Origin of the sequence: Pseudomonas eucalypticola (genome assembly GCF_013374995.1) — a bacterium.
Taxonomy (GTDB): Bacteria; Pseudomonadota; Gammaproteobacteria; order Pseudomonadales; family Pseudomonadaceae; genus Aquipseudomonas; species Aquipseudomonas eucalypticola.
The window spans coordinates 1,169,294-1,195,329 of record NZ_CP056030.1 but is presented as its reverse complement, the minus strand read 5'-3'; the positions used below and the strand labels follow the sequence as shown (position 1 = coordinate 1,195,329).

Genomic DNA, 26,036 nt, shown 5'->3' with positions numbered 1-26,036 from the left:
GGTTTTTATCAGGCTAATTAACTGATAAAAATCAATAAAACAGGATTTTTCACTGAAAAAATGAAATCAGCGGGATTTGCCTCAAGGCCATGCACAAACAAAAACGCCCCGGACCTTTCGGTACGGGGCGTTTCATCAGTGCAGCAGGACAGCGATCGAGTCAGCTGGCCGACACTCAGTGAGCGTAGGTCAGCAACAGCTCCGTCGGCGCCTTGAAGTCCAGGGACATCATCACACTCAGGGCCGTGATGGTGAAGATGGAGAACACGAACAGCTTGCGTGCCCACACCTTGTCATCAACTGCCTTGTAGCCGGTCCAGGCCATGTACAGCCAGTACATGCCCATCGCTGCCGCCACGGCCAGGTAGCTCATGCCTGCATAACCACCGAGGGTCAGCATGAGGGTCGCCAGCAGGAACGCCAGGATGTAGAGCAGGATGTGTTTCTTGGCTACAACGATGCCACGCTTGACTGGCAGCACCGGAATCGATGCGGCCAGGTAGTCGTTGAAGCGGAAGATCGCGATGGCATAGGAATGCGGCATCTGCCAGAGGCTGAACATCACCAGCAGGGTCAGTGCTGCCATATCGAAGTGGCCGCTGACGGCAACGTACCCGATGACGGGCGGCATGGCTCCGGAGAGGCTGCCGACCAGGGTACCGTGTACCGATTTGCGCTTCAGATACAGGCTGTAGAAACCCACGTAGATGATGAAGCCGATCAGGCCGCCCAAGGCCGCCAGCGGGTTGGCCATCTTGTACAGCATGGCCAGGCCCGCCACACCCAGCAGGGTGGCGTAGGCCAGGGCGACCTTCAACGAGATCAGGCCCTGGACCAGTGCGCGGTTCTTGGTGCGTTCCATCTTCACGTCGATGTCGCGGTCGATGCAATTGTTGAATGCACAACCGGACGCCACCACCAGTGAAGTGCCAATCACCGTGGCCAGGAAAAGGGCGAAATCGACATGCCCTTGCGAGGCCAGGAAAAAGCCGCCTGCCACAGAAAGCACGTTACCGAAAATGATCCCCGGTTTGGTGATTTGGATAAAGTGCTTAACGGACATGCAGTTTTCCTCAGTGCGCCATCATGACGGTATGGATGCTGAACATGATCCACAGCGCCAGACCCACCAGGAGCGCGATCACGAGCCCGGCGAACACGAAGGCAATCACGTTGTTACGCTGCGCTTCGCTGCGATCCAGGTGCAGGAAGTACACCAGGTGCACCAGCACCTGGATAACGGCGAACGCCAGGACCAGGACCAGGGTCGCGGACTTGGAGAACGTCGGGTACATCACCAGGCCAAACGGAATGGCGGTCAGGATGATCGACAGCACGAAACCGATCATGTACGACTTGAAGCTGCCGTGGCTGCCAGTGTCGTGGGAATGAGCGTTAGCCATTACAGAACCCCCATCAGGTAGACAACGGTGAACACGCAGATCCAGACCACATCCAGGAAGTGCCAGAACAGGCTCAGGCAGCTCAGGCGGGTGTTGACGGTCGGCGTCAGGCCGTGTTTCGAGACCTGGTACATCATCACCGCCATCCACAGCAGACCGCTGGTAACGTGCGCGCCGTGAGTACCCACCAGGGTGAAGAAGCCCGACAGGAAGCCGCTGCGCGACGGGCCGAAGCCCTCGGCGATCAGCTTGTGGAACTCGTTCACTTCCATGCCGATGAAGCCCAGGCCGAACAGGAAGGTGATGAACAACCAACCCAGCACGCCGCCCTTGTTACCCTTGTGCAGCGCCAGCATGGCGAAGCCGTAGGTGATGGAGCTGAGCAGCAGGCAAGCGGTTTCGCCCAGTACATAAGGCAGTTCGAAGATGTCGTGACCCGACGGACCACCGGCAACGTTACCCGACAGCACGGCGTAGGTAGCGAAGATCGATGCGAACAGAATGCAGTCCGTCATCAGGTAGATCCAGAAACCAAATACGGTCATCGGACCCGCATCGTGGTGTTCGTGGTCGTCGTGCCCATGGTCGTGACCATGGGCAGTTCCAGCGTTCAATACTATGTTCGACATTGTTTAAGCCTGTTCAAGCGCGTTGACGGGGGTCTTGGAGACACCGGCCACGTTTGCTTTCGCCAAGATTTGTTGACGTTCGCCTTCGATGCGAGCCACTTCTGCTGCAGGGACCATGTAGCCTTGATCATCACGCGCAGCGTGGATGATGAAGTAGATCACTGCACCGGCCAGGCCAATGGCGGCCAGCCAGAAGATATGCCAGATCATGGCGAAACCGAACACGGTCAGGAAGGCGCTGATGACCAGGCCGCTGGCGGTGTTGTTAGGCATGTGGATATCGGTGTACTTGGCCGGAACCGAGTAGGCGATACCTTTGCGCTTGGCATCGGTGAATGCGTCGATGTCGCTTACAACTGGCAGGGTAGCGAAGTTGTAGAACGGAGGTGGCGACGAAGTCTGCCATTCCAGGGTGTGGCCGTTCCATGGGTCACCGGTCACGTCGCGGTTCTGCTCGCGGTCACGGATGGAAACGTACAGCTGGATGAACTGGCACAGGATACCGAACAGGATCAGTACCGCACCGCCCATGGCCACGTACAGGTACGGGGTCCAGTCCGGGTTGTCGGTGTGGTTCAGACGACGAGTCATGCCCATGAAGCCCAGCGCGTACAGTGGCATGAAGGCTACGTAGAAGCCCGACAGCCAGAACCAGAAGGCACGCTTGCCCCACTTCTCGCACAGGGTGAAGCCGAAGGCTTTAGGGAACCAGAAGCCGAAACCTGCGATGTAACCGAATACAGCACCACCGATGATCACGTTGTGGAAGTGAGCCACGACGAACAGGCTGTTGTGCAGAACGAAGTCAGCACCCGGAATGGCCAGCAGTACGCCGGTCATGCCGCCGATCGAGAAGGTGATCATGAAGCCCAGGGTCCACATGACCGGCGCGGTGAAGCGCAGGCGGCCCTGGTAGATGGTGAACAGCCAGTTGAACAGCTTCACACCCGTCGGGATCGCAATGAGCATCGTTGCCAACCCGAAGAAGGAGTTGACGCTGGCGCCCGAACCCATGGTGAAGAAGTGGTGCAGCCATACCATGAAGCCCAGTACCGCGATGCAGCCGGAAGCCAGAATCATCGACACGTGGCCGAACAGACGCTTGCCGGAGAAGGTCGATACCACTTCCGAGAACACGCCGAAGGCCGGCAGGATCAGGATGTATACCTCAGGGTGACCCCATGCCCAGAACAGGTTCACGTACATCATCGGGTTACCACCCAATTCGTTCGTGAAGATGTGGAAGTCCAGGTAACGGTCAAGGGTCAGCAGCGCCATGGTGGCGGCCAGGATCGGGAACGAAGCCACGATCAGGACGTTGGCCCAGGTGCAGGTCCAGGTGAAGATAGGCATGTCCATCAGTTTCATGCCAGGGGTGCGCATTTTCAGCACGGTCACCAGGAAGTTCACACCAGTCAGGGTCGTACCGATACCCGACAGCTGCAGCGCCCAGATGTAGTAGTCGACACCCACGCCAGGGCTGTAGCCCAGTTCAGACAGCGGCGGATAGGCAACCCAACCGGTACGTGCGAATTCGCCGACGCCCAGCGACAGGTTCACCAGTACCACACCGGATACCAGCAGCCAGAAGCTCAGGGAGTTCAGGAACGGGAACGCAACGTCACGGGCGCCGATCTGCAGAGGCAGAGCCAGGTTCATCAGGCCGGTGAAGAAAGGCATCGCCATGAAGATGATCATGATCACACCGTGCGCGGTGAAGATCTGGTCATAGTGCTCAGGCGGCAGGTAGCCCTCACCGCCATTGGCGGACAAGGCAAGCTGCGAACGCATCATGATGGCGTCGGCAAAACCACGGATCAGCATGACCATGGCCACGATGACGTACATCACGCCAATTTTCTTGTGGTCGACCGAGGTCAGCCATTCGGTCCACAGGTAGGACCATTTCTTGAAGTAAGTGATCGCCCCGACCAACGCCAGTCCACCCAGTGCGATGACGGCGAGCGTCACCATGACTATCGGGACATGGAAGGGGATCGCTTCCAAAGTTAATTTACCAAACATCGTTTACTCCTCTGCCCCAGCAGCTGAATGCGAACCCATGTCCATACCTTCCATACCTTCCATGCCGGCGACTTCTTTGCCTTCATGCGCGATGTGACCTGGGTTCATGCCTTCATACTTCTTGATGATGGCCTGGAACAGGTTTGGCGCGTACGAGGAATAAAGCTCGACAGGATTTTTCTCGCTTGGTTTGGCCAGGGCAGCGTACTCAGCCGAATCAAGCTGTTTAGGTGAATTCTTTGCTTCGCTGACCCATGCATCGAAATCCGCCTGGGTGGTGGCGAGTGCCTTGAACTTCATGCCGGTGAAACCTTCGCCGCTGTAGTTGGCGGAGATACCATCGAATTCATGCGGCTGGCTGGCCAGCAGGTGCAACTGGGTGGTCATGCCGGCCATCGAGTAGATCTGGCCGCCCAGGCCCGGGATGAAGAACGAGTTCATCACCGAATCCGAGGTAATGCGGAAGTTCACCGGGGTGTTGGCCGGGAAGACCACCTTGTTGACGGTGGCGATGCCCTGGTCCGGGTAGATGAACAGCCACTTCCAGTCCAGCGAGACAACCTGGATGGTGATCGGCTTGACGTCGGACTCGATCGGGCGATACGGGTCGAGAGCGTGGGTCGACTTGTAGGTGATCACGCCCAGCACGATCAGCAGGCAGAGCGGGATACCCCACACCACGGCTTCGATCTTGGTGGAGTGGTTCCAGTCCGGCGTGTACTTGGCCGCGGTGTTGGTAGCGCGATACTTCCACGCGAACACAACGGTCATGACAATGACAGGTACCACCACCAGCAGCATCAGCAGGGTAGCGGTAATGATCAGGTTTCTCTCGTCGAGACCGATAGGCCCTTTCGGGTCAAGCAGGGTCCACTTGCAACCACCGAGAAAAAGCATGCCGAAAAAGGGCAATATGCCAAACAGTCTGGGGTAACGCTTTTTGCTCATCTCACGACCTCTAAGCAGCTTGCATCAGTGCAATTGTGTTTTGATCGCCAACACTTCGTCCTGCCAAGCGTCAGCATTTATCGAGTTGGATACGGGCATGCCTAGAGATCAGCTGCTGCTGTTTGGCAGACCTGTGTGGTGCGGTAAATTCTTATCGTGCCGTTGCCAGGCCAAGTCGGTCAGTCGGCAATAGCCTGTCTGCAGCCCACATCCATTTGGGTGCGCATTCACAAGGCGGGTTCTGGAACCCCGCGCCCGACGTGGCCTTGAGGGCCGTTCAAGAAGGCGGTTGGCCTTCTGTTCCGGCGGCTCGCGGAGCCTGGCCGAGCGATTTTGCGGGGATTGTAGATACCTCAGGAATCATTGACTATGGCTTATTTAGCAACAATAAGTTTCTGATTATGTAACAATGATCCCTGATTTCAAGGCCTTGCGACACGATGTCGCACCCCCTGCCGCACCGCTAAAAGCCTATTTTTACTAGGGATAAAGCCCATACAAAAGGTCTGTGCTTATCGGTCACGCCCCCAAGGCGCGGGAAATCAGGCACGAATAATGATTTGTAACCGAGTGCCTTTTCAGCCGTTTCGACGGTTGCGCAACACGCCCAGCGGCACCAGAACGATGGTCAGCACGAAGGCTACCAGAGCCCACTGGGCCAGCGACAGTCCTAATACCGGCGGATAGGCCGTGGTGCAGAAACCGCCCACCTGGAACACCAGGGGCCAGGCATTGGCCAGCGGCAGGCCATCGACGAAGGGTTGCAGCACATCCACACCACAGCTGACCGATGGGTTGGCGAGCACGTAGACGTGGTTGCCGGCGGCCACCGCGCCGCCGATGGCGCTCACCACCACCAGGGCTTCGAACACCGTGAGACTGCGCCGCCCAGGCATGGCGGCGCCGATGAAGGCGAACAAGGCAATGAACAGCAGCGCATAGCGTTGCAGGATGCACAGCGGGCAGGGCATTTCCTGAAGCACTACCTGCATGTACAGCGCACCGCCCACCAGCGCCAGGCAGATGATGCCCAGCAAGACCAGAAAACGCTTTTCGCGGCTCAGCAGCACTGTCACTTCGCTCATTGCTTGTCCTTTCATATATGTGGATCGGCGTACCGAGTCATTTCGCCTGCCAGTCTACACGCTCCCCCTGACCCTGAAAAAACAGGAAGGTTCCTAAACCTGCGCAGGACATTGGAGTTAATGACAGGGAAATTATCCCAGCATTAACGCCCGCCAATCCCCGGCGCCTTGCGGAGCCTTTATTCCAGGGCAGCCGCGGGGCCGAAGAACTCGTGGTGCGCCTGGCCTCGCGGAACGCCCAGGGCGACGAGATTATCCTGCACCGCTTTCATGAAACCCTTGGGGCCCAGGAAATAGGCATCGAGGTCGCGGTCCGCCGGCATCCAGCCGGCGAGCCTGTCCCGGGTCAGCACCCCGTCGACGTCATCGTAGCAATAGAAGGCCTTGAGTTGCGGGTGGCACGCCGCCAGGTTGTCGACCCAGTCGCGGAACCCATGGACCGCGCGGTTGCGCGCGCAGTGGATGAAATGGATGGGCCGGCCAGTCGGCAGCGCCGCCTCCAGCATGGCCAGGGTCGGGGTGATACCCACGCCGCCGCTGATCAGCACCAGCGGCTTGCTGCCACTGCGCAGCACGAACTCGCCCGCTGGGGGAAACAGCTCGACCTGATCGCCCACGTGCAGGTGGTCATGCAGAAACCCCGACACCTTGCCGCCCGCTTCACGCTTGACGCTGATACGGTACTGGCCGTCCTTGGCCAGCGCCGACAAGGAATACGTGCGGCGGTGTTCCTCGCCATCGATCAGCACCTTGATGCCGATGTACTGCCCGGCGGCGAAGTCGAGAATCGCCTGGCCGTCGACGGGCTCGAAATAGAAGGACACGATTTCCGTGCTTTCCTCGACCCGCGCCGCCAGCCTGAAGGCGCGACCACCGCGCCAACCGCCCGGGGCCTGTGCCTTGTGCTGGTACACCTCGGCCTCGGCGCCTATCAGGATATCGGCCAGTTGCTGGTAGGCGTTGCCCCAGGCGGCCAGCACCTCAGGGGTGGCGATTTCACTGCCCAGCACGTCCTTGATCGCGCGTAGCAGGCACGCCCCGACAATCGGGTAGTGCTCGGGCTGAATTTGCAAGGCGACGTGTTTATTGATGATCCGCGCCACCAGGCCGCCCAGTTGGTCCAGTTCGTCGATATGGCGGGCGTACATCAGCACACCATTGGCCAAGGCGCGCGGTTGGTCACCATTGGCCTGGTGGGCCTGGTTGAACAGCGGGCGCACAGCCGGGTTCTCTTCCAGCAGGGTGCGGTAGAAGTGAGTGGTCAGCGCTTCGCCGCCGCTTTCCAGCAGCGGAACGGTAGCTTTGACAATGGCGCGGTCATGGGCACTGAGCATGGGATGACTCCTTGGCAGGATAAAAACGTTACGCCGGCTATATCAGTATTCATGCCAAATATTTTCTTTTGTTAAATCAACAAGTTGCGTGGATAGAAGTCAAATTGACCACAACCCGCGTATAGTCAGTTTGACTACTCGAGGTCAATATGACTGCCAAACCCCTCCTCACCGCCTTGCTGCCCCTGGTTTCGGACCTGTCCCGCGACCTGCCTGAACAGGAGCGCTACCGCCGCCTGCTACAGGCCTTGCGCACCCTGCTGCCCTGTGACGCCACCGCCCTGCTGCGGCTCGAGGGGGACGCCCTGGTCCCGCTCGCCGTCGATGGCCTGAGCACCGACACCTTGGGCCGACGCTTCAAGGTCAGCGAACACCCGCGCTTCGAGATTCTGCTGGCCAACCCCGGCCCGACCCGTTTCGATGCCGACACGACCCTGCCCGACCCCTACGACGGCCTGGTGGAAGGCCTGCACGAAGACCTGCACGTACATGACTGCCTGGGCTGCCCACTGTTCGTCGACGAACTGCCCTGGGGCCTGCTGACCCTCGACGCCCTGGACCCGCAGCGGTTCGACAGCCTCGACCTGGACGCCCTGGAGGCATTCGCCAGCATGGCCGCGGCGACCGTTACGGTGGCGCAACGCATCGACCACCTGGCGCTGCGCGCAGAGAACGAACACCAGCGCGCCGAGTTCTACCGCCAGGCCAATGGCCCGCTGGCACGGGAAATGATCGGCCAGAGCCCCGCCCTCAAACGCCTGGTGGCCGAGACCCAGTTGGTCGGCAGCAGCGACCTGACCGTGTTGATCACAGGCGAGACCGGGGTAGGCAAGGAGCTGGTGGCCCAGGCCATTCATCAAGCCTCCAGCCGTGCCGGGCACCCGATGATCAGCCTCAACTGCGCGGCCCTGCCCGATACCCTCGTGGAAAGCGAACTGTTTGGCCATGTGCGTGGCGCGTTCACTGGGGCCACGAGCGAGCGCCGGGGCAAGTTCGAACTGGCCAATGGCGGCACCCTGTTCCTGGATGAAGTGGGCGAACTGTCATTGACGGTGCAGGCCAAATTGCTGCGCGTGCTGCAAAGTGGCCAGTTGCAACGCCTGGGCTCTGACCGCGAGCACCGGGTGGATGTACGCCTGATCGCCGCGACCAACCGCGACCTGGCCGAAGAAGTGCGCGAAGGCCGTTACCGCGCCGACTTCTACCATCGCCTCAGCGTTTACCCGTTGCTGGTACCGCCCCTGCGCGAGCGCGGTGCGGATGTCTTGCTGTTGAGCGGCTTTTTCCTGGAACAGAACCGCTCCCGCCTGGGCCTCAATAGCCTGCGCCTGAGCAGTGACGCCCAGCAGGCGCTACTGGCCTACCCCTGGCCGGGCAATGTGCGGGAACTGGAACACCTGATAGGCCGCGCTGCACTCAAGGCCCTGGGACAGCAGGGCAAGCGCCCGCCTATCCTCACCCTGAGCGCCCGTGACCTGGGCCTGCGTCCCCGCGAAGTGCCCGTAGCCGCCGACGAATCGGTCGACCTGCCGGTAGCGACTGGCGATGCCGACCTGCGCCAGGCCACCGATGCGTTCCAGCGGCGCCTGGTCGAGGCCAGCCTGGCGCGGCACCCTGGAAACTGGGCAGCGGCGGCGCGAGAACTGGGCCTGGACCGTGCCAACCTCAACCGCCTGGCCAAGCGGCTGGGGCTCAAGTAATGGCCCAATGGCGCGAGGGTCTGTCTGAAATGTATTCCAGCGAAGGCTGACGCAGCATGGCCGAGTTGGGATGCATTTCGTACCGAGCCTAAAGACCGGGGTCACCGGGTCGATACACTTGGCAATGAATAGAACCGGTATGACAAAGAAGGTCCCCATGTCGTCCAAGAATGCCCGCGCAGATTCACTTTCACTCCTGCTGTTTACCTTGCGCAGCGGCAAGCTGATGGCCATCAACCTGCTGAAAGTCAGCGAAATCATCCCGATGCCCTCCCTGACCCGGCTGCCCGAGTCGCACCCGCACGTCAAAGGCGTGGCGACCCTGCGCGGCAATTCGTTGTCGGTCATCGACCTCAGCCGAGCCATTGGTGAGCAACCTTTGCTGGACCCCAACGGCGGCTGCCTGATTGTCACCGACATCAGCCGCTCCAAACAGGGCCTGCATGTGCAGGCCGTGAGCAAGATCGTGCACTGCCTGACGACCGACATCCGCCCCCCGCCCTACGGCGCGGGCCTGAAATCATTCATCACAGGTGTCACACGGGTAGACGACAAGTTGGTGCAGGTGCTGGATATCGAGAAGGTCATCCACGGCATTACCCCGGCGCCCATCGTGGCCGTGCCCGAGCAACTGGATGAAAATGACGCGCAGTTGCTGGCCACTGCCAAGATTCTGGTGGTGGACGACAGCCAGGTGGCCCTGCAGCAATCGGTGCTGACCCTGCGCAACCTTGGCCTGCATTGCCACACCGCCCGCAGCGCCCGGGAGGCCATCGACCTGCTGCTGGAATTGCAGGGCACGCCCGAACAGATCAATGTGCTGGTGTCAGATATCGAGATGTCGGAAATGGACGGCTATGCGCTGACCCGCACCCTGCGCGAAACCCCTGACTATCATGACCTGTACGTGCTGCTGCACACCTCCCTGGACAGCAAGATGAACAGCGAGAAAGCCCGCGCCGCCGGCGCCAACGCGGTACTCACCAAGTTCTCCTCACCCGAGCTGACCCAGTGCCTGATTCGCGCCGCCCGCGTGGTCAACGGCCTGGACGACTGAGCGAGCCGCCCCCGTGGAGTGCCTGATGCTGCGCAAGGCCCTGGGGGCCGAACAAGCGGTACCCCGCTGGCCCCAAGGCGGCGAGTTGCGGCCCTGGAGCCCGGCCAGCGCGCCGGCAGCCCATGCCCTGCTGCTGGCCACCGGGCAGCTGGAGCCCAGCCTGGACTGCGCGCAATGGCTGGAGCAGCTTCAGGCTGACCCGGAAGTTTGCCCTCGGCTATGCCTGAGTGTGTTCGACGCTAGCGGCCTGGCGGGTTTTGCCATGGGCTGGGCCAGCACCTTCATCCGCCATTTGGCCGTGCAACCCCATGCGCGCCGGCACGGCCTGGGCGCTGCGCTCCTGACCCAGTTGTTCTTTCTCTATAGCCAGCGAGGCGAAGCCTTTGTCGACCTGACCCTGCGCGCCGACAACACCGACGCCCGGCGCCTGTATGCCCGGGCGGGCATGTTTGAATTTCGTCGATATACTCTGTAACAACGCCAGGCTGCAAGCTTCGCGACTGGCTCGGGCATACTTCACCCCTTTGCCCCGGAGACTCCCATGCTCAACCGCGTTGCCCTAGGCTTGACACTCATTGCTACCCTCGGCAGCGCCCAAGCCTCCAGTGAAGACGCCTGGGCCGAGCATGACCAGCGGGTACTTCAGGCGTGCGTGGCGGCCAGCCAGCTCAGCGACACGCAAGCGGTCGGCCGCCCGGCCGAGTTCGATGACAGCGTCGGCTACAGCGCCTTGCTGTTGCAGGGCCGCTACCCGCAAGCGCACATGAAGAACCGGACCGGGCGCGAGTTGTGCCTGTACGACAAACGCAGCCGCAGCGCCCATGTCAGCGAGTGGGACTCGATCATCAGCGTGCGCAAGCCCTGAATCACAGCTGGATGAACACCTGCACCAGCGGCAGCCAGTGATGCACCCGCTCTCCATCGATGAGCAGCGCCACCAACCCGAGGGGTGTCAGCAGGCACAGTGCAGCGGGGATAAACCATTTGCCCGAATTCTGACGGAGCACGGGGTGCCTCTTGTAAGGGAATATGTACGTAACCAAGTGTCTCGACATCAGGGCACAGGTGCCATTAGCCGTTTCCCTTTTCGTTGTAGGAAAATGCCCTATTTCTGAGATGCGATGCCCCGCGCCAGCCTGTCTGACAGGCTTGCCACCGCGTTTCCTGACAAAGCTGACAGCAAGGTGTCACGCTCCCGACCGGGTTGCCGCTATATAAAGGCAGCATTACCCCCTTCCCAGCCCTGAACCCCGGCGTAGTCTTCGCATGCGCAACTCGATAACAAAAAAACTGCTGTTGGCCCTGCTCATCATCGCCCTCCTCGGCGCTGCCCTGTTCTACTGGAAACGCCCGGAACACAAGGCCACCAGCGTGGCCGCGATACCTGTGCGGGTGATCCAGGTGCAGCGCCAGGACGTGGCGAAGTCGCTGTCTGGGATTGGCACGGTGCAATCGCTGCAAAGCGTCACCATCCGCCCACAGATCGACGGCATTCTCAGCAAGCTCGCGGTCAAGGAAGGCCAATGGGTAAAACAGGGCGACCTGCTGGCCAGCATCGATGACCGCGCCATCCGCGCCAACCTCGACCAGGCCCGCGCGCAACTGGGGCAAAGCCAGGCGCAGTTGCAGGTAGCCGGGGTCAACCTCAAGCGCTACAAGGACCTGAGCGTGGATAACGGCGTCTCGCGCCAGACCCTCGACCAGCAGCAAGCGCTGTTCGACCAGCTGAAGGCCACCATTCAAGGCAACCAGGCCGCCATCGCCGCCGCTCAGGTTCAGTTGTCCTACACCCAGATCCGCTCGCCAGTGACTGGCCGCGTGGGTATTCGCACCGTGGATGAAGGCAACTTCCTGCGTGTCACCGACACCCAGGGCCTGTTCACCGTGACCCAGATCGATCCTATTTCGGTGGAGTTCGCGCTGCCCCAGCAAAGCCTGCCGATCCTCCAGGCGCTGGTGCACGGCAACCAGCAAGCGCCGGTAAAAGCCTTCGTCGACGGCGACCATGACAATGGCACCTTGCTCGGCCAGGGGCACCTGACCCTGATCGACAACCAAGTATCGGCCAGCACTGGCACCATCCGCGCCAAAGCCGAGTTCGACAACGGGGCGCAGAAGCTCTGGCCTGGCCAACTGGTGAACATCAGCGTGCAGAGCGAGCTGTTGCGCGGTGCGCTGGTAGTGCCGCCGCAGGTAGTCCAGCGCGGCATCGACAACCACTACGTCTACCGGGTCAAGGCCGAGGCGGTGGAGTCGGTGCCCGTCAAGATTGCCTACCAGGACAGCAACCTCACGGTGATCGAAGGTGTTGCCGCCGGTGACACCCTGGTCAGTGACGGCCAGTCGCGGCTCAAGCCCGGCAGCCATATCGAGGTGGTCCACCCGCAACAGGCCGATGTCGCCGACCGTGCATCGGAGCCACAGCCATGAGCGTACGCGGCGGCGTTTCGGGGTGGTGCATCGACCACCCAGTGGCAACCCTGCTGTTGACCTTCGCCCTGGTGTTGCTGGGGAGCATCGCCTTCCCGCGCCTGGCGGTGGCGCCACTGCCGGAGGCGGAGTTCCCCACCATTCAGGTCAGCGCCACCCTGCCCGGCGCCAGCCCCCAGACCATGGCGTCATCGGTGGCGACGCCACTGGAAGTACAGTTCAGCGCCATTCCCGGGGTGTCGCAAATGACCTCCACCAGCGCCCTGGGCACGACCAACCTGACGCTGCAGTTCACGCTGGACAAGAGCATCGACACCGCCGCCCAGGAAGTGCAGGCCGCCATCAATACGGCGGCCGGCCTGCTGCCCAAGGACATGCCAACCCTGCCGACCTGGAAAAAGGTCAACCCGGCGGACAGCCCGGTGCTCATCTATAGCATCAGTTCTTCGCAGATGCCCGGTACCGAGCTGAGCGACTACGCCGAGTCGCTGCTGGCCCGGCAGATCAGCCAGATCGAGGGCGTGGGCCTGGTCAACATTACCGGCCAGCAACGCCCGGCGATTCGCGTGCAAGCGTCGGCGGACAAGCTGGCCGCCATCGGCCTGACCCTGGCCGATGTTCGCGTGGCGCTGCAGAACACCAGCTTGAACCTGGCCAAGGGTGCGCTGTACAGCGACTCCAGCGTTTCCACGTTCTCGGCCAACGACCAGCTGTTCGAACCGGCGGACTACTCCCAAGTGATTATTTCCTACAAGGACGGTGCGCCGGTGCACCTCACCGACGTGGCGAAAATCATCCACGGTTCAGAAAACGCCTACGTGCAGGCGTGGTCGGGCGACCAGCCTGGCCTGAACCTGGTCATCACTCGCCAGCCCGGGGCCAATATCGTCGACACCGTGGAGCGGGTGCAGGCCGCCCTCCCCGGCCTGCAAGCCTTGTTGCCGGCTTCGGTGAAGGTGACCACGCTGATCGACCGAACCCGTACCATCCGCGCCTCGCTGCATGAAGTGGAAACCACCTTGCTGATCGCCGTGCTGCTGGTGGTAGCGGTGATGGCGCTGTTCCTGCGCCAATGGTCGGCCACGCTCATCGTCTCCAGCGTGCTGGCGGTGTCGCTGGTCGCCAGCTTCGCGCTGATGTACGCCTTGGGGTTCAGCCTCAACAATTTGACGCTGGTGGCCATCGTGGTAGCGGTAGGGTTCGTGGTGGACGATGCCATCGTGGTGGTGGAGAACATCCACCGCCACCTGGAGGCTGGCGAGAGCATGCGCGATGCCGCGGTCAAGGGCGCCGGGGAGATCGGCTTCACGGTGGTGTCCATCAGCTTTTCACTGGTCGCCGCCTTCATTCCACTCTTGTTCATGGGTGGCGTGGTGGGCCGTTTGTTCAAGGAGTTCGCCCTCACGGCCACCTCCACCATCCTGATTTCCGTGGTGGTGTCGCTGACCCTGGCCCCTACCCTGGCGGCCAAGTTCATGCGCGCGCCGGCTCACAAACCCGATGCGAAGCCAGGCTTCAGCGAACGCCTGCTGGCCGGCTACGAGCACTACCTGCGCAAGGCCCTGGCGCACCAGCGCTTGATGCTGGGCATCTTCGGCCTGTCCGTGGCCCTGGCGGCGTGTGGCTACGTGCTGATCCCCAAGGGCTTCTTCCCCGTGCAGGACACCGGTTTCGTGCTGGGCACCACCGAGGCCGCGGCCGACGTGTCCTACCCCGACATGATCAAGAAGCACCTGGAACTGGCGAAGATCGTCGGCGCCGACCCGGCGGTGATGGCTTACTCGCATTCGGTGGGCGTAACCGGCAGCAACCAGACCATCGCCAACGGCCGGTTCTGGATCGCCCTGAAGGATCGAGGGGACCGTGACGTCTCGGCCAGCGAGTTCATCGACCGTTTGCGGCCGAAACTGGCCAGGGTGCCTGGCATTGTCCTGTATCTGCGTGCCGGCCAGGACATCAACCTGAGCTCCGGCCCCAGCCGCGCCCAATACCAATACGTGCTCAAAAGCAACGATGGGCCCACGCTGAACCTGTGGGCCCAGCGCCTGACCGATAAACTGCGCTCGCTGCCGGCCTTTCGCGACCTGTCCAACGACCTGCAACTGGGTGGCAGTATTACCCACATCAGCATCGACCGCAGCGCCGCCGCGCGTTTTGGCCTGAGTACCGCCGACGTTGACCAGGCCCTGTACGATGCCTTCGGCCAACGCCAGATCAACGAATTCCAGACCGAGACCAACCAGTACAAAGTGGTCCTGGAACTGGACGCGGCCCAACGCGGCAAAGCCGAAAGCCTGAACTACTTTTACCTGCGCTCGCCGCTGACCAACGAAATGGTCCCCCTCTCGGCCCTGGCCCGGGTGGATGCGCCCACCACCGGGCCCCTTTCTATCGCCCACGACGGCATGTTCCCGGCCGCCAACCTGTCTTTCAACCTGGCCCCTGGCGTGGCCCTCGGCGACGCGGTGCAGATCCTCAACCGCGCCCAGGGCGAAATCGGCATGCCGGCGTCTATCACCGGGACCTTCCAGGGCGCCGCGCAGGCCTTCCAGAGCTCCCTGGCCAGCCAACCCTGGTTGATCCTGGCGGCCCTGGTGGCGGTGTACATCATTCTGGGGGTGCTGTACGAAAGCTTCGTGCACCCACTGACCATTATCTCCACACTGCCCTCGGCGGGCCTCGGGGCGTTGATCATGCTGTGGCTATGCGGCCAGGACTTCTCGATCATGGCGCTGATCGGCCTGGTGCTGCTGATCGGTATCGTCAAGAAAAATGGCATCCTGATGGTCGACTTCGCCCTTGAAGCCCAGCGCCAAGAGGGCCTTTCGCCCCGGGACGCCATCTTCAAGGCCTGCCTGACGCGCTTCCGGCCCATCATCATGACCACTCTCGCCGCGTTGCTCGGCGCGCTGCCGCTGATGTTCGGTTTCGGTGCCGGCGCCGAGCTGCGCCAGCCGCTGGGCATGGCGGTGGTGGGCGGGCTGCTGGTGAGCCAGGCGCTGACACTGTTCACCACGCCGGTCATATACTTGCAGCTGGAACGGCTATTTCACCGGCGCGAGGTGGCAACTGCCCCGGCGCTGCCAGCCGGCCATTGAGAGCGGACCATGCGTATCCTGATTATCGAAGACGAAGAAAAGACCGCCGACTACCTGTACCGCGGTCTCACCGAACAAGGCTTTACCGTGGATGTGGCCCCGGACGGCATCGAAGGACTGCACCTGGCCCTGGAGAGCGACTACGCGGTGATCGTCCTTGACGTGATGCTGCCCGGCCTGGACGGCTACGGCGTACTGCGCGCCTTGCGTGCGCGCAAACAGACCCCGGTGATCATGCTTACCGCCCGCGAACGGGTGGAAGACCGCATTCGCGGCCTGCGCGAAGGCGCCGACGACTACCTGGGCAAACCCTTTTCGTTCCTGGAACTGGTGGCGCGGCTGCAGGCGCTGACCCGGCGCAGCGGCGGCCACGAACCGGTGCAGGTCAGCGTCGCCGACCTGTGGATCGACCTGATCAGCCGCAAGGCCAGCCGCGGCGGCCAACGCCTGGACCTGACCGCCAAGGAATTCTCCCTGCTCAGCGTACTGGCCCGGCGTCAAGGTGAGATCCTGTCGAAAACCGCCATTGCCGAGCTGGTGTGGGACATCAACTTCGACAGCGACACCAACGTCGTCGAGGTGGCCATCAAGCGGCTGCGGGCCAAACTCGACGGTCCGTTCGAGGAAAAGCTGCTGCACACCATCCGCGGCATGGGTTATGTGCTGGAGAGCCGGCGTGAGTACTGACTCCATCGCCGTGCGCCTGAGCGCGCTGTTCACCCTGGTGGCCATGGTGATCTTCCTGCTGATCGGCTGGGCGCTGTACCGCCAGGTGGACAAGAGCGTGGGCCTGTTGCCCGAAGCCGAACTGGACGCGCGCTACAGCGTGCTGGAATCGGTACTGACCCGTGACGGCTCGCCCGAACGCTGGGCCAAGATCGTCGCCAAGCTCAAGCTGCTGGAGGAAGAAGACCGGCGCCTGCACTTCTGGGTGGTCAGCGCCAACCCGGCCTTCGAATATGGCAACCCTGACCAGCAGGTACGTGCCTTTGCCCAGGGCAACACCGGCAAGCGCGACCTGACCCTCGCCGACCACGCCTACCCGCTCAAGGTGCTGGTGAACACGTTGCCCGCGGTCGACCAACGCCCGCCCCTGCACTTCCTGGCAGCCATCGAAACCGATACGTTTTCGCAAACCCAGCAGACCTTGCTCACCGCCCTTGTCAGCTTCGCCGCCCTGGGTGTACTGCTGGCTACGGGGCTGGGCCACTGGGCCGCCCGCGTGGGTTTGCGGCCATTGGGGCGGCTGTCGCGCGAAGCACAGAAGCTCGCACCCCCACGGCTATCCGGGCGCCTGCAACTGACCTCCCTGCCGCCGGAGCTGGCCCAATTCGCGGCCGCCTTCAACTCATCGCTCGAACGGGTTGACCAGGCATATGGCCGCCTCGAAGCCTTCAACGCCGATGTCGCCCATGAACTGCGCTCGCCCCTGACCAACCTTATCGGCCAGACCCAGGTGGCGCTGACCCGCGGTCGTTCCGCCGAACATTATTTCGAGGTGCTGCAATCGAACCTCGAAGAACTGGAGCGCCTGCGCAGCATCATCAACGACATGCTGTTCCTGGCCAGTGCCGACCAGGGCAGCAAGGCCACGCAACTGACCGCCAGTTCCCTGGCCGAGGAAGTGGCCACCACCGTCGAGTACCTGGACTTCATTCTCGAGGACGCACAGATCAGCGTCCGGGTCAGCGGCGATGCCCTGGTCCACATCGAACGCGCGCACTTGCGGCGGGCGCTGATCAACCTGCTCAACAACGCCGTGCAACACACCGCTGCCGGCCAGCACATCGACGTGCGCATCCAGTCCCTGGGCGATCATGTGGACATCGAAGTCAGTAACCCGGGCCCGCGCATCAACGACGAACACCTGCCCATGTTGTTCGAGCGCTTTTACCGGGTGGATGCCTCGCGCAGCAACAGCGGCGCCAACCACGGCCTGGGCCTGGCCATCGTCAAGGCCATCGCCCTGATGCACGGTGGCGCTGTTTTCGTGCGCAGCGAGAATGGCGCCAACACCTTTGGCATCAGCCTTCCCGCTTGATCCACGGCTACTGTTGCAAGTTCTGTAAAGGCTCTTATCTTTATTTTCACTTGTTCGGTGGCCGTACGCTTTATATATTGGCGCCACACAAACGAACTTGCAGACGCAAGAAGGCTTCTCCAGATGTCCAACTCAATGGGTATTGCCAGCGCATTTATTCTGTCCTCCCTGTTGTTGTCCCCGTTCGCCATGGCTGAGGAATCGCCGGCATTCGCGGCACGCAATGAGGCTATTCAAGCCAACTTGCAACAGCATCAGGAAGCCTTGGCGCAGAAGACCCAACAGCACGAAAACAGCCAGCAGGCCGAGGCCGCGAAGCCTCAAGCCGAAGATATCAAGGCGAGCTAAGTTGCTGACGAAACTTTTTCCCTCGACGTTGCTCAGATGATGGTTGTCCGAGCGATTGATCTTAAAGCCGCTGATTCAGCGGCTTTTTTTTGCCCTCTGGAAATACACTTACCTTTTATTTTACCTATTACAAAAAACTGAGCTGATGAAAATAACAACTGCCAAAGTTAAATAATATTTACCAAGGAGTTTAACAGCAGTGAAATCGACATTCCGCTTTACCCCCCTTTTCGTTGCATTGGCTGCAACGATGTCCGGCGCCGCGTTCGCTGACGACGCCCCGGCCACCAACAACCAGGACGGTTTCATCGCCGGCTCCAGCCTGACGCTGGACCTCAAGAATTACTACTTCAACCACGACCGCCACGACGGCAAGCAGGACAGCAAGGAATGGGGCCAGGGCTTCATCGGCATCTTCCAGTCGGGCTTCACCGAAGGCACCGTGGGCTTTGGTGTAGACCTCAATGCCATGCTGGGCCTGAAACTGGACGGCGGTGGCGGTAGCGGTGGTTCGAGCATCCTGCCGACCACGGCTTCGACGAAACCCGACAACCTGTACGGCGATGCGCCGGACTCGTTCTCCTCGGCCGGCGGCGCAGTGAAGATGCGCGCCTTCAACACCATCGTCCGCGCCGGTGACCTGTTCCTCAACAACCCGGTCATCGCCGGCGGCTCGACCCGCATGCTGCCCATGACCTTCCGCGGCTTCGAGGCCACCAATACCAGCATCGACCACCTGACCCTGGACGCCGGCCAGGTCAGTTTCGACAAGCTGTTCAACCAGAGCGGCAATGGCCGCATCGGCACCTACTACGGTGCCCTGCCCGACGGCAAGGAAAGCAAGCACATGGACTGGGCGGGCGGCACCTACACCGGCCTGCCGGGCGTGACCACCAGCCTGTATGCTTCGCAGCTCAAGGACATCTGGAACCAGTACTACTACGACCTGGACTACACCTGGGCACTCAACGACCTGGTCAGCTTGAACCCCGGCTTCCACTACTACCACACCCAGGATAGCGGCCAGGCCCTGCTGGGGCCGATCGACAACAACACCTTCAGCCTGCACCTGGGCGTGACCGTGGGCCACCAGACCGTGACCGCGTCCATGCAGAAGGTCAACGGCAACACACCGTTCGACTACATCCAGGACGGCGACAGCATCTTCCTCGACAACTCGCAGCAGTATTCGGACTTCAACGCTCCCGGCGAGAAGTCGTGGAAGCTGCAATACGCTTATGACTTCGTGGGCTGGGGTTTGCCGGGCCTGACCTCGGCGGTGTCCTACACCCGCGGTACCATGGACCTGACCAAAGCCACTCAGAACCCGGAATCGGGCTACAGCTATTACAGCGCCGACGGCAAAGACGCCAAGCACTGGGAGCGCGACGTGGACCTCAAGTACGTGGTTCAGGAAGGCCCCGCCAAGAACTTGGGCGTGCGCCTGCGCTGGGCCACCAACCGGGGTGGCGACGGCTACAAGGCAGTGGACCACAATGCGGACGAATACCGGGTCATCGTTGATTACCCGATCAACATCTTCTAAAACAAACGTTTAAATGATCCACGAGCCGGCAGTTAATGCCGGCTCTTTATTTCCTCGCTAACTTCCAGAAACTAAAAAGAAATCGGTAATAATCCTGACTGAATAATCAGTACGTTCGTCTCAAACAGTGCCATTATTTTCCAATCACCCTTGTCCTGCATTTTCATCCCTCCTAGAATACCGCCGCCTAGCGCGCCCCAGCCCCCCTTGCAGTCGTGATATTCACTGCTTCCGATGCTATTCAGCGCGCCGCTGACATCCCGGTTTTACCGGCCCCGCCCGCGCCAGTCGTGCCATGGAACGACGCAAGTGCCGCGGCGATTAAAAATGATCAGAGCCCGCTGACGTGCGCCTTACCCATCCAACTTCACGGCGGCAATCGCGCGCGCCGCTTCGGTATTTATATATCGGCTGCGCGCTGGCCATCCTCGCGATTGTCGGTATCGTCACCTTCCTCCTGGTGCGTGAGCACGCCAGCGCCGAGCGTTCGGCCGCGCGCTCGGCCAATAACATCGTGCAGCTGATCAACCTGGATGTGCAGCGCAATGTCGACCTGTATGACCAGTCGATCAAAGGGCTGATCGAAGCTACCCAGCACCCTGACTTCCAGCGCATCCCCCAGAGCCTGCGTCACCGAGTGCTATTCGATGCCGCCGTTACCGGGCCGTTTCGCGGGGACATCTTGTGGTTGAACCCCGCGGGGGACATCGTCGCCGACTCGCGCCGCTACCCGCCGCGCCAGGCCAACTTCAGCGACCGCCCCAACTTTCAGTATCTGCGCGACCATCCCGACGCCGGCCTGGAGATCAGCGCGCCTTTTCACGACCGTATTGGCAATCTGGGGTGGTGTATCAGCTTCAGCCGGCGCATGTCCTCGCCCAGCGGCGAGTTTCTTGGCGTGGCCTCCGGCGCGCTGCAACTGGCTTACTTCGCCGAGCTGTTCAAAAGCCTGAGCATCGGCAAGGACAGCAACGTCAACCTGATCAGTGAAGAAGGGCTGTTCCTGGCCCGCGAGCCAGAGATGCCCGGCCAGAACCTGATAGGCCAGGACTTCAGCCAGCGGCCGAACTTCCGCCGTGTCGTGCGCGAAGGCAGTGGCAGTTTCGTTTCCACCTCGAGCCTGGACAACAAGGAACGCCTGTATACCTTCGCCAAGGTCGGGCAGTTGCCGCTGGTCGTGATCGTTGCTCTGTCCACCGAAGAAGTCTATGCGCCATGGCGCCGTACCGTTGCCTTCGTCGGTACCGCCACCGCGCTGCTGTGCCTGGCCTTGTCATGGCTGTGCCTGATGATGGGCCGTGAGCTGCGGCGGCGCCTCAGTGCGGAGCGTGAACTGGCCACCCTGGCGTCCACCGATAGCTTGACGGGGCTGGCCAACCGCCGCAGCCTCGACCGCACCTTGCGCACCGAATGGGCACGGGCGCAGCGCAATGGCAAACCGCTGTCGTTGCTGATGATCGACGTGGACCATTTCAAGGCCTTCAATGAACGCCACGGGCACCCAGGCGGTGACGAGGCTTTGCGGCGCGTAGCCAAGGTCATTGCCGGCTGCATACGCCGGCCTGCCGACCTTGCAGCACGCTATGGCGGCGAGGAGTTCATGGTCGTGCTGGCCGAGACCGACTTGAATGGCGCGCTGATCATCGCCGAGACCATCCGCAACGCGGTCGAGCATCAGCCGCCTTATGGCAACGATGACAGGCCGGTAACGGTCAGCGTGGGCATAGGCACGCACAGGTCACGCTCCGGGCTGAAGCTGGAGGATTTGCTGGCAGCGGCGGACGTGGCCTTGTATCAAGCCAAGGACAACGGCCGGAACCAGGTGGGTTTCCGCGAAAGAGCAGTGGGTTGAAAACAGCAAAGGGAGCTGGCTTGCCAGCGAGCTTCCGGGGAATCCGAAAACCTGCTGGAAAGCCAGCTCCCAAGGAAGCCAGCGTAGCGTTGGCTATGGTCTATCAGCTGGCGCGAGCAATGTTGCGCAGTGCCTTGACTTGGTCATGGTTGCGCTGCACACCGTGGAATTGGCGCTCGACAATGGCGTAGATGTTGGCAGGCAGTGGCTTGGCCAAGGCCTCCTTGTAAGCCTTGATGGCGTGGTCTTCACCGCGCTCAGCTTCGTTCAGCACCGCTTCTTCATCTTTGCCGGTGAACAGCGACTTCACGTCTACCCAACGGCGGTGCAGGTCACCGGCAACACTGGTAGAGTCTTCCGGGTCACCACCCAGCGCACGCACTTCGCGTTGCAGCTCTGCCGCCGCCTCACCGCATTCCTGAGCGTGCTTGACGAACAGGGCTTTCAGCTCGGCGTTCTTGATGTCTTCGGCGCAGGTTTGAAAACCTTTCTGGCCGTCCTTGCTGGTTTCGATCAGGTCGTTCAGTACAGAGATAACTTCTTTGTTTGGATTGGACATTTTCGATTCCCTCGTGGGTTGAAAGGTTACGAAGGTATATCGCAGGGTTTGTGCCAATTACTACGTTTTATAAAAACCTTTAAATTCAATTGGTTACGACAACATTAAATTTCACGTGTCGCGCGTTCTGCATGAAACGGGTTTGGCGGTCATGCAGAATGCATGTATCTTCGATTTCCTTTTGCACCCCAGTATTTGATGCCCATGAATCCGGAAAAACTTGAATTATTGATTACTCGTGAAATGCCTTTCGGCAAATACAAAGGGCGTATTCTGGCCGACCTGCCAGGTCCTTATTTGAACTGGTTCGCACGCGAGGGGTTTCCCAAAGGGGAACTCGGTGGGCTGCTGGCATTGATGCAGGAGATCGACCACAACGGGCTGTCGGACCTGCTGGAGCCGCTGCGCAAGAAGCACAACCGGCCGGCACCCAAGCATTGAAATGCGCCGCCTGGTTCCCGCTTTCGGCCCGCAAGCCCGGCACAGGAATGCCGGGCAAAAAAAGGTTCTTCACGGAATCCCGGGAAGGTGTGGCACCACCACAGATCCGCAGTGAGCAAACAGAGCGGACCAGGTAATGCCCCAGGCATAACTGGCCCGAAACAGATGTGGGACCGGGCTTGCCCGGGAAGCGCCGCGCGGGCGGCGCTCGATTTCAAGGGCGCAGGAAATGCCAAGACAGGTATTTGGTGGCCTTCATGCGGTTGAAGGCGGGCCGATAGAATGTCCGTCGGAGCTCCTGGCTGGAGATTGCAGCAGGGCTACGAGGCGCCAGGCGATGTTGTAGTGTCGCTGTCGAGATCGAGCGCCGTCCGCACGGCGCTTCCCGGGCAAGCCCGGTCCCACATCTGTTTCGGGCCAGTTATGCCTGTGAGATCACCTGGGCCGCCTTGTTTGTCCACTAAAGATCTTCGTAAGCACCACCAACATTCCCGGCAATCCGTGAAGAACCAAAAAAAAGGGGCGCCGACCAAGCGCCCCCAAAAGCCGTAAAACAACCAACAGCAAGCCAATAATCAGTCGAACAGCGCCACCGCCTCGGCCGTGCATTCCTGGATGCGCGCCCAGTCACGGTTCTTGATCCACGCGCTGTCCAGCATCCAGGAGCCGCCCACGCACATCACGTTGGGTTGGGCCATGTAACTTTTCAGGTTGGCTGGGCCAACGCCCCCCGTCGGGCAGAAACGCACCGAGGGGAAAGGGCCGCCAAATGCCTTGATCGCCGCCACGCCCCCGCTCACTTCCGCCGGGAACAGCTTGAAGCGACGGTAGCCCAGGGCGTAGCCCATCATCAGCTCCGATGGACTGCTGATGCCTGGCAACAGCGGCAACGGGCTTTCGACGCCCGCTTCGAGCATGTCCTGGGTCACGCCCGGGGTCACGGTAAACTGCGAGCCCGCGGCCTCGGTGGCCGCCAGCATGTGGCGGTCCAGCACGGTGCCGGCACCGACGATCAACTCGGGGCGCTCCTGGCGCAGCAGCTTGATGGCCTTCAGGCCCAGCTCCGAACGCAAGGTCACTTCCAGTGCAGTCAGGCCGCCGGCAGCCAAGGCATCGGCCAACGGCAGAATGTCTTCTTCACGGGCGATGGTGATCACCGGAAGAATCTTCGCCTTGGCGGCCAGGGTGTCGATCAGGGCCACCTTGTCCGCCATGCGGTTTTGCACCAGTTGTTGTTTTTCGAGTGTCGTCATAGCGGCTGATCCTTGGCTCAGGGGCACCAGTAGATATCCAGTGGAGAGTGTAAGAAGGCGCGCACCGGCATCTGGGCAATGTCATCACCCGCCAGCGCGTCACGCAGCGTGTTCAATTTGCCCTGCCCTTGCAGCGACAGCGCGGTGTAACCGGCCGTGGCCAACAGGGCGCGGGTCATGGTCAGGCGCTGGTGCGGCACGGTGGGTGCCAGCATGGGCAGGCAGCGGCGGCTGCCGGCCGGCTCCAGCGCCTGGGCCAGGTTCGGGCTGTTGGGAAACAGCGACGCGGTATGACCGTCGTCGCCCATGCCCAGAATCAGCACGTCGATAGCCGGCAGCTCGCCGAGCACGGCGTCGGCCTCATCAGCGGCCAGTTCCAGGTTCTGGGCGGGGCTGTACAGGCTGACGAAACGCGCCTTGGCCACGGCGCCCACCAACAGGTAGCGCTTGAGCAGGCCGGCGTTGCTGTCGGCATGCTCGACCGGTACCCAGCGCTCGTCGGCCAGGCTGACCACTACCTTGGACCAGTCCAGTGCCTGGCGCGCCAGGCACTGGAAAAACATCACCGGGCTGCGGCCACCGGAGACCACCAGGGTGGCGACGCTGCGCTGCTCGATGGCAGCACGCAGTTTGTCGGCCACCGTGGCTGCCAGCCCTTCGGCCAGCAGAGGTGAGCTGGCGAAGTCGCGTGGAACCACTTCGCTTGGCAGTTTGAGTTCAGATATCGCCATACCAGGACCTCCCATCGCGGGTAATCAGTGCAATGGAGCTCATAGGCCCCCACGACCCGGCCGCGTACGGCTTGGGCGCATCGCCCGACTTCTTCCAGCCGGCGATCAACTGGTCGCACCACTTCCACGCATATTCGATTTCATCTTTACGGACAAACAGGTTCTGATTGCCCTGCATCACCTCCAGCAACAACCGCTCGTAGGCATCGGGGATGCGCGCGCTGCGGTAGGTATCGGAGAAGTTCAGTTGCAGCGGGCCGCTGCGCAGTTGCATGCCTTTGTCCAGGCCTTGGTCCTTGGTCATCACCCGCAGGGAGATGCCTTCGTCCGGTTGCAGGCGGATGATCAGCTTGTTGCTGATCTGCAGGCGCTGTTCGGGGGCGAAGATGTAGTGCTGCGGTTCCTTGAAGTGGATGACGATCTGCGACAGCTTCTGCGGCATGCGCTTGCCGGTACGCAGGTAGAACGGCACGCCGGCCCAACGCCAGTTGCGGATATCGGCACGCAGGGCGACGAACGTCTCGGTGTCGCTCTGGGTGTTGGAATTCTCTTCTTCCAGGTAACCGGGCACCGCCTTGCCGCGGCTGTAGCCGGCAATGTACTGGCCACGCACTACCTGAGTGGCCAGGCCTTCGCCGCTGATGGGCGCCAGCGCCTTGAGCACCTTGACCTTCTCGTCACGGATACTGTCGGCCGAAAGTTCGGCAGGCGGGTCCATGGCGATCAGGCACAACAGTTGCAGCAGGTGGTTCTGGATCATGTCGCGTAACTGGCCGGCCTGGTCGAAATAGCCCCAACGTCCCTCGATGCCGACTTCCTCGGCCACAGTGATTTCCACGTGGGAAATGTAGTTCTGGTTCCACTGGGTTTCGAACAGGCTGTTGGCGAACCGCAGGGCGATCAGGTTCTGTACCGTCTCCTTGCCCAGGTAGTGGTCGATACGGTAGATGCGGTTTTCCGGGAAATACTGCGCAACCGCGTCATTGACCCGACGCGAGGAAGCCAGGTCGTGGCCGATGGGCTTTTCCAGAACAACGCGGATACGGTCAGCCAGGCCGACTTTGGCCAGGTTCTCGCAGATGCCGCCGTACACGGCCGCGGGCGTGGCGAAGTAGGCGATCAATTGCTCGCTGGCGCCCACACGCTCGGCCAACTGGGCATAGTCCTCGGCTTTCATGAAATCAACATGCACGTAGCTCAGCCGCGCCAGGAAGCGGCGCAGCGGCTCTTCTTCGACCTGCGCCTTGGCCACATACAGCCGCAGGTGTTCCTCGATATTGGCCAAGTGCTGCTCGGGCGTGCCGGCCTCGCGGGCCAGCGCCAGAATGCGCGTGTCGTCGTGCAGCAACTGGGCTCGATCAAGCTGGTAGAGCGCCGGGAACAGCTTGCGCAATGCCAGGTCGCCCAAGGCGCCAAACAAGGCAAAAGTGCAGGGTTCTACGGAAGTCGAAGGCATGATGTTTGTTCTTTTATCAAGTTAGACTAGAAATACCTTTTTTCAAGGCACCATTCAAGGGAAAATGTAGTAATAAACACAACATTTTCCCGGTACAGCA

Annotated in this window: 24 protein-coding genes; 12 read left to right on the top strand and 12 right to left on the bottom strand. The window is 61.3% G+C overall.

Going from position 1 to position 26,036, the window contains the following annotated elements; translation table 11 throughout:
* Positions 1-175 precede the first annotated feature (175 nt).
* The 7 genes from cyoE to hmpA all read right to left on the bottom strand — a co-directional run bounded on the left by cyoE (position 176) and on the right by hmpA (position 7,424).
* On the bottom strand, positions 176-1,063 hold the full coding sequence (gene cyoE / locus HWQ56_RS05495; protein WP_158154427.1) for a heme o synthase: 888 nt from the start codon (positions 1,061-1,063) through the stop codon (positions 176-178).
* A gap of 10 nt (positions 1,064-1,073) precedes the next feature.
* Positions 1,074-1,403: a cytochrome o ubiquinol oxidase subunit IV gene (cyoD, locus tag HWQ56_RS05490; RefSeq protein ID WP_158154426.1), complete on the bottom strand. Its 330-nt coding sequence runs from the start codon at positions 1,401-1,403 to the stop codon at positions 1,074-1,076.
* Positions 1,403-2,032, bottom strand: a complete 630-nt coding sequence (gene cyoC, locus HWQ56_RS05485) for a cytochrome o ubiquinol oxidase subunit III (RefSeq protein ID WP_158154425.1) — start codon at positions 2,030-2,032, stop codon at positions 1,403-1,405. Before cyoC ends, cyoD begins: the two co-directional genes overlap by 1 nt.
* A 3-nt stretch (positions 2,033-2,035) precedes the next feature.
* On the bottom strand, positions 2,036-4,057 hold the full coding sequence (gene cyoB / locus HWQ56_RS05480; RefSeq protein WP_158154424.1) for a cytochrome o ubiquinol oxidase subunit I: 2,022 nt from the start codon (positions 4,055-4,057) through the stop codon (positions 2,036-2,038).
* 3 nt (positions 4,058-4,060) lie between these two features.
* Complete coding sequence (cyoA, locus tag HWQ56_RS05475) at positions 4,061-5,005, bottom strand: ubiquinol oxidase subunit II (RefSeq protein WP_176569982.1); 945 nt, start codon at positions 5,003-5,005, stop codon at positions 4,061-4,063.
* Between the two features lie 578 nt (positions 5,006-5,583).
* The gene (locus tag HWQ56_RS05470; RefSeq protein ID WP_158154422.1) at positions 5,584-6,090 is read right to left on the bottom strand and encodes a disulfide bond formation protein B; all 507 of its coding nucleotides are present in this window, start codon (positions 6,088-6,090) and stop codon (positions 5,584-5,586) included.
* A gap of 179 nt (positions 6,091-6,269) precedes the next feature.
* Complete coding sequence (gene hmpA, locus HWQ56_RS05465; RefSeq protein ID WP_176569981.1) at positions 6,270-7,424, bottom strand: NO-inducible flavohemoprotein; 1,155 nt, start codon at positions 7,422-7,424, stop codon at positions 6,270-6,272.
* Between the two features lie 149 nt (positions 7,425-7,573).
* Between hmpA and norR the strand changes: the two genes are divergently transcribed.
* The 4 genes from norR (at position 7,574) to HWQ56_RS05445 (ending at position 11,046) form a co-directional block, all read left to right on the top strand.
* Positions 7,574-9,124, top strand: a complete 1,551-nt coding sequence (gene norR / locus HWQ56_RS05460; RefSeq protein ID WP_176569980.1) for a nitric oxide reductase transcriptional regulator NorR — start codon at positions 7,574-7,576, stop codon at positions 9,122-9,124.
* Between the two features lie 157 nt (positions 9,125-9,281).
* Positions 9,282-10,181: a chemotaxis protein gene (locus HWQ56_RS05455; RefSeq protein WP_176569979.1), complete on the top strand. Its 900-nt coding sequence runs from the start codon at positions 9,282-9,284 to the stop codon at positions 10,179-10,181.
* A gap of 25 nt (positions 10,182-10,206) precedes the next feature.
* The gene (locus tag HWQ56_RS05450) at positions 10,207-10,656 is read left to right on the top strand and encodes a GNAT family N-acetyltransferase (RefSeq protein ID WP_176569978.1); all 450 of its coding nucleotides are present in this window, start codon (positions 10,207-10,209) and stop codon (positions 10,654-10,656) included.
* Between the two features lie 66 nt (positions 10,657-10,722).
* On the top strand, positions 10,723-11,046 hold the full coding sequence (locus tag HWQ56_RS05445; protein ID WP_158154417.1) for a hypothetical protein: 324 nt from the start codon (positions 10,723-10,725) through the stop codon (positions 11,044-11,046).
* A gap of 1 nt (position 11,047) precedes the next feature.
* Here the strand turns inward: HWQ56_RS05445 and HWQ56_RS05440 are convergent, their stop codons facing one another.
* Positions 11,048-11,188: a hypothetical protein gene (locus tag HWQ56_RS05440; protein WP_158154416.1), complete on the bottom strand. Its 141-nt coding sequence runs from the start codon at positions 11,186-11,188 to the stop codon at positions 11,048-11,050.
* Between the two features lie 259 nt (positions 11,189-11,447).
* On the opposite strand from HWQ56_RS05440, the gene HWQ56_RS05435 reads away from it, so the two are divergent.
* The 7 genes from HWQ56_RS05435 (at position 11,448) to HWQ56_RS05405 (ending at position 21,496) form a co-directional block, all read left to right on the top strand.
* Positions 11,448-12,611 carry an efflux RND transporter periplasmic adaptor subunit gene (locus HWQ56_RS05435; RefSeq protein WP_176569977.1) on the top strand — a complete coding sequence of 388 codons (1,164 nt, stop codon included), beginning with the start codon at positions 11,448-11,450 and terminating at the stop codon, positions 12,609-12,611.
* On the top strand, positions 12,608-15,709 hold the full coding sequence (locus HWQ56_RS05430) for a multidrug efflux RND transporter permease subunit (RefSeq protein WP_176569976.1): 3,102 nt from the start codon (positions 12,608-12,610) through the stop codon (positions 15,707-15,709). The genes HWQ56_RS05435 and HWQ56_RS05430 overlap by 4 nt, the downstream gene beginning before the upstream one ends.
* A gap of 9 nt (positions 15,710-15,718) precedes the next feature.
* Entirely contained in the window at positions 15,719-16,396 is a 678-nt protein-coding gene (locus tag HWQ56_RS05425) for a heavy metal response regulator transcription factor (RefSeq protein WP_158154413.1), read from the top strand.
* Complete coding sequence (locus HWQ56_RS05420; RefSeq protein WP_176569975.1) at positions 16,386-17,750, top strand: heavy metal sensor histidine kinase; 1,365 nt, start codon at positions 16,386-16,388, stop codon at positions 17,748-17,750. Before HWQ56_RS05425 ends, HWQ56_RS05420 begins: the two co-directional genes overlap by 11 nt.
* Positions 17,751-17,873: 123 nt before the next feature.
* Positions 17,874-18,098 carry a hypothetical protein gene (locus HWQ56_RS05415; RefSeq protein ID WP_176569974.1) on the top strand — a complete coding sequence of 75 codons (225 nt, stop codon included), beginning with the start codon at positions 17,874-17,876 and terminating at the stop codon, positions 18,096-18,098.
* A gap of 199 nt (positions 18,099-18,297) precedes the next feature.
* Positions 18,298-19,644 (top strand): OprD family porin, encoded by a 1,347-nt coding sequence (locus HWQ56_RS05410; protein ID WP_158154410.1) that lies wholly within the window; start codon positions 18,298-18,300, stop codon positions 19,642-19,644.
* 346 nt (positions 19,645-19,990) lie between these two features.
* Positions 19,991-21,496 (top strand): GGDEF domain-containing protein, encoded by a 1,506-nt coding sequence (locus tag HWQ56_RS05405; protein WP_158154409.1) that lies wholly within the window; start codon positions 19,991-19,993, stop codon positions 21,494-21,496.
* Positions 21,497-21,599: 103 nt separating this feature from the next.
* On the opposite strand, the gene HWQ56_RS05400 is transcribed toward HWQ56_RS05405, so the two are convergent.
* Entirely contained in the window at positions 21,600-22,055 is a 456-nt protein-coding gene (locus HWQ56_RS05400) for a PA2169 family four-helix-bundle protein (protein ID WP_158154408.1), read from the bottom strand.
* Between the two features lie 204 nt (positions 22,056-22,259).
* Here HWQ56_RS05400 and HWQ56_RS05395 point away from each other — a divergent pair, with 204 nt between their 5' ends.
* The gene (locus HWQ56_RS05395) at positions 22,260-22,496 is read left to right on the top strand and encodes a DUF3820 family protein (protein WP_176569973.1); all 237 of its coding nucleotides are present in this window, start codon (positions 22,260-22,262) and stop codon (positions 22,494-22,496) included.
* A 575-nt stretch (positions 22,497-23,071) separates the two neighbouring features.
* Here the strand turns inward: HWQ56_RS05395 and HWQ56_RS05390 are convergent.
* The 3 genes from HWQ56_RS05390 to zwf are packed head-to-tail and all read right to left on the bottom strand — an operon-like array spanning position 23,072 to position 25,936.
* On the bottom strand, positions 23,072-23,749 hold the full coding sequence (locus HWQ56_RS05390; protein ID WP_176569972.1) for a bifunctional 4-hydroxy-2-oxoglutarate aldolase/2-dehydro-3-deoxy-phosphogluconate aldolase: 678 nt from the start codon (positions 23,747-23,749) through the stop codon (positions 23,072-23,074).
* A 17-nt stretch (positions 23,750-23,766) separates the two neighbouring features.
* Positions 23,767-24,480, bottom strand: a complete 714-nt coding sequence (gene pgl / locus HWQ56_RS05385) for a 6-phosphogluconolactonase (protein ID WP_176569971.1) — start codon at positions 24,478-24,480, stop codon at positions 23,767-23,769.
* Positions 24,467-25,936 (bottom strand): glucose-6-phosphate dehydrogenase, encoded by a 1,470-nt coding sequence (gene zwf, locus HWQ56_RS05380; protein WP_176569970.1) that lies wholly within the window; start codon positions 25,934-25,936, stop codon positions 24,467-24,469. The genes pgl and zwf overlap by 14 nt, the downstream gene beginning before the upstream one ends.
* Positions 25,937-26,036: the final 100 nt, after the last annotated feature.